The following is a 2,728-nucleotide window of genomic DNA, read 5'->3' on the forward strand; positions in this document are numbered from 1 at the left end:
ACGTCGAAGCCGCCATGTCCTCCCCCTCCTCCCTGCTCCACTGGACCCGCCGCATGATCGAGATCCGCAAGCAGAACCCCGCCTTCGGACTCGGCACCTACACCGAACTCCCCTCCTCCAACCCCGCCGTCATCGCCTTCCTGCGCGAACACGAGGACGACCTCGTCCTGTGCGTCCACAACTTCTCCCGCTTCGCCCAGCCGACCGAACTCGACCTGCGGGCCTACGACGGACGGCATCCCGTCGAACTCGTCGGCGGAGTACGCTTCCCCGCCATCGGTGAACTCCCCTATCTCCTCACCCTCGCGGGCCACGGCTTCTACTGGTTCCGGCTCTCCCGAGTCGCATCCCGCATCGGCCGACGACGCTGAGCGCGCGGCGCCGAGGAAAGGACGCCTCACCATGCCGAAGACCGTATCGCCCAGGCCGCGCGGCGCGGCCGGTCCCGACCGGCCGACGGCCCTGCTCGCCGGGCTGCTCAGCGAATGGCTGCCCAGGCAGCGCTGGTTCGCGGGCCGGGACCGCCCCGTCACGGACCTCGCCCTGCTGTCGATGACGGAACTGTTCCCGGGCTGTCTGCATCTGCTGGTGCACACCGGGCAGGGCGGCGTCCCGGCGCCCGGCGGCCCGCCCCCGGCCGGCGCCTGCTACCAGTTGCTGCTCGGCATGCGCACGCAGCCGGCGCCGCACCTGGAACGGGCGTTCATAGGCCGGGTGCGGGAAGGCCCGCTCGCGGGCACCGCGCTCTACGACGCACTGCACGATCCGCGCTCGGCCGCACTGCTCCTGGAGCGGCTGCGGCAGCCGGGCACGGCGGGCCCGCTGCGCTTCGAGGCGGACCCGGCCGTGCGGGTGCCCGGCGGGCTCGCGCCGCGTCTGCTGGACGCGGAGCAGTCCAACTCCTCGCTGGTGTACGGCGACGCGTACATCCTGAAGGTGTTCCGCCGGGTGGAGCCCGGCATCAACCCGGACCTGGAGGTGCCGGGGGCGCTGGCCGCGCAGGGCTGCACACGGGTGCCCGCGCCGGTCGCCTGGTTCCGGACGACCGAGCCGCGGCCGGCGACGCTCGGGGTGCTCCAGCCGTTCCTGCCGGACGCCGCCGACGGCTGGACGCTGGCGCTGCGCGCACTCGCCGCGGGGGACGACTTCACCACCGAAGCCTACGAGTTGGGGCAGGCCACGGCCGATGTGCATGTGGCGCTCGCCACCGCCTTCCCGTCCGCGGGCGACGGCGAGAACGGCCATACGGTGGCCGCGATGACCGCACGTCTTGAGGCCGCCGCGCACTGTGTGCCGGCCCTCGCGCCGTTCGTGCCGGGACTGCGCACCGCGTTCGGGGCGCTGGACGGCGACGACGCCGCGCCGCCCGCCCAGCGCATCCACGGCGACCTGCACCTCGGGCAGGTGCTGCGGGCCGGGCGGAACTGGTTCGTCATCGACTTCGAGGGCGAGCCCTCGCGCCCGCTCTCCGAGCGGCGCAGCGCGCAGTCCCCGGTGCGGGACGTCGCCGGCATGCTGCGCTCCTTCGACTACGCGGCCCGGCAGCGGCGCCCCTGGCGCCCCGAGTGGGCCGACCGCTGCCGGGAGGCCTACTGCGCGGGCTATGCGGCCCGGGCCGGGTGGGACCCGCGTCGTGGGCACGCGCTGCTGCGTGCCCACGAGACCGACCGGGCGGTGTACGAGGCCGTGTACGAGGCCCGGCACCGTCCCGACTGGCTGCCCGTTCCCATGGCCGCGATCGAGCGGCTCGCCGTCAGGGAAGGCTGACACCATGGCACTGCGCGACACCTCGCTCCCCGAGCCGTCGGGCCCCGCGACGACGGCGGCGCTCCCGCTGGACCCCACCGACCGCGAGCGGCTGCTCACGGGCGCCCACCACGACCCGCACGCCCTGCTGGGCGCCCACCCGGTGCCGGGCGGCACCCTCTTCCGGGCGCTGCGTCCCTTCGCCCGCGCGGTGAGCGTGCTGGTCGACGGGATGCGCAGCGCCCTGGTCCACGAGGGCGACGGGCTCTTCTCGGCCGTGCTGCCGCACGCGACGATCCCGGCGTACACGCTCCTGGTCGCGTATGAGGACACCGTCCATGAGACGGCAGACCCCTACTGCTTCCTGCCCGCCCTCGGCGAGCTGGACCTGCATCTGATCGGCGAGGGCCGGCACGAGCAGTTGTGGCGGGCGCTGGGCGCCGAACCCATGACGCACCAGGGAGTGGAGGGCACCCGCTTCACCGTGTGGGCGCCGAACGCCCGGGGCGTGCGGGTCACCGGCGACTTCACCGGCTGGGACGGCACGCAGTACCCGATGCGTTCGCTCGGCTCCTCGGGTGTGTGGGAGCTGTTCGTGCCGGGCGTCGGCGAGGGCGTCCGGTACAAGTTCGAGATCACCTCGCGCCACGGCGACCGGTTCCTCAAGGCGGACCCGATGGCGCGCCGCACGGAGGTGCCGCCCGCGACGGCGTCCGTGGTGACGTCCTCGCGCTACGAGTGGGGCGACGAGGGGTGGCTGGCGCACCGCGCGGACATCCCGGTGCACGAGGCGCCGTTCTCCGTGTACGAGGTGCATCTGCCGTCCTGGCGACCGGGACTGACGTACCGTCACCTGGCCGATGAACTCCCGTCGTATGTCAAGGAGTTGGGCTTCACGCATGTGGAGCTGATGCCGGTCACCGAGCATCCCTTCGGCGGCTCCTGGGGCTACCAGGTCACCGGCTTCTACGCGCCGACCGCC

Annotated in this window: 2 protein-coding genes and 1 pseudogene; all 3 read left to right on the forward strand. The window is 73.6% G+C overall.

Annotated elements, in window-relative coordinates:
• On the forward strand, positions 1–371 hold a 371-nt coding region (locus tag ACIRFL_RS43670), incomplete at its 5' end, for an alpha-glucosidase C-terminal domain-containing protein (RefSeq protein WP_404041297.1).
• A 31-nt stretch (positions 372–402) separates the two neighbouring features.
• Entirely contained in the window at positions 403–1,767 is a 1,365-nt protein-coding gene (locus ACIRFL_RS43675) for a maltokinase (RefSeq protein WP_404041300.1), read from the forward strand.
• Positions 1,768–1,771: 4 nt separating this feature from the next.
• A pseudogene (locus ACIRFL_RS43680) lies at positions 1,772–2,728 on the forward strand (1,4-alpha-glucan branching enzyme); the annotation flags it as partial.

The sequence above is a fragment of the Streptomyces sp. NPDC102462 genome, assembly GCF_044765425.1.
GTDB lineage: Bacteria > Actinomycetota > Actinomycetes > Streptomycetales > Streptomycetaceae > Streptomyces.

Coding starts and splice junctions, on each gene's coding strand:
- ACIRFL_RS43675 (WP_404041300.1), top strand. CDS start 403: ATGCCGAAGACCGTATCGCCCAGGCCGCGCGGCGCGGCCGGTCCCGAC.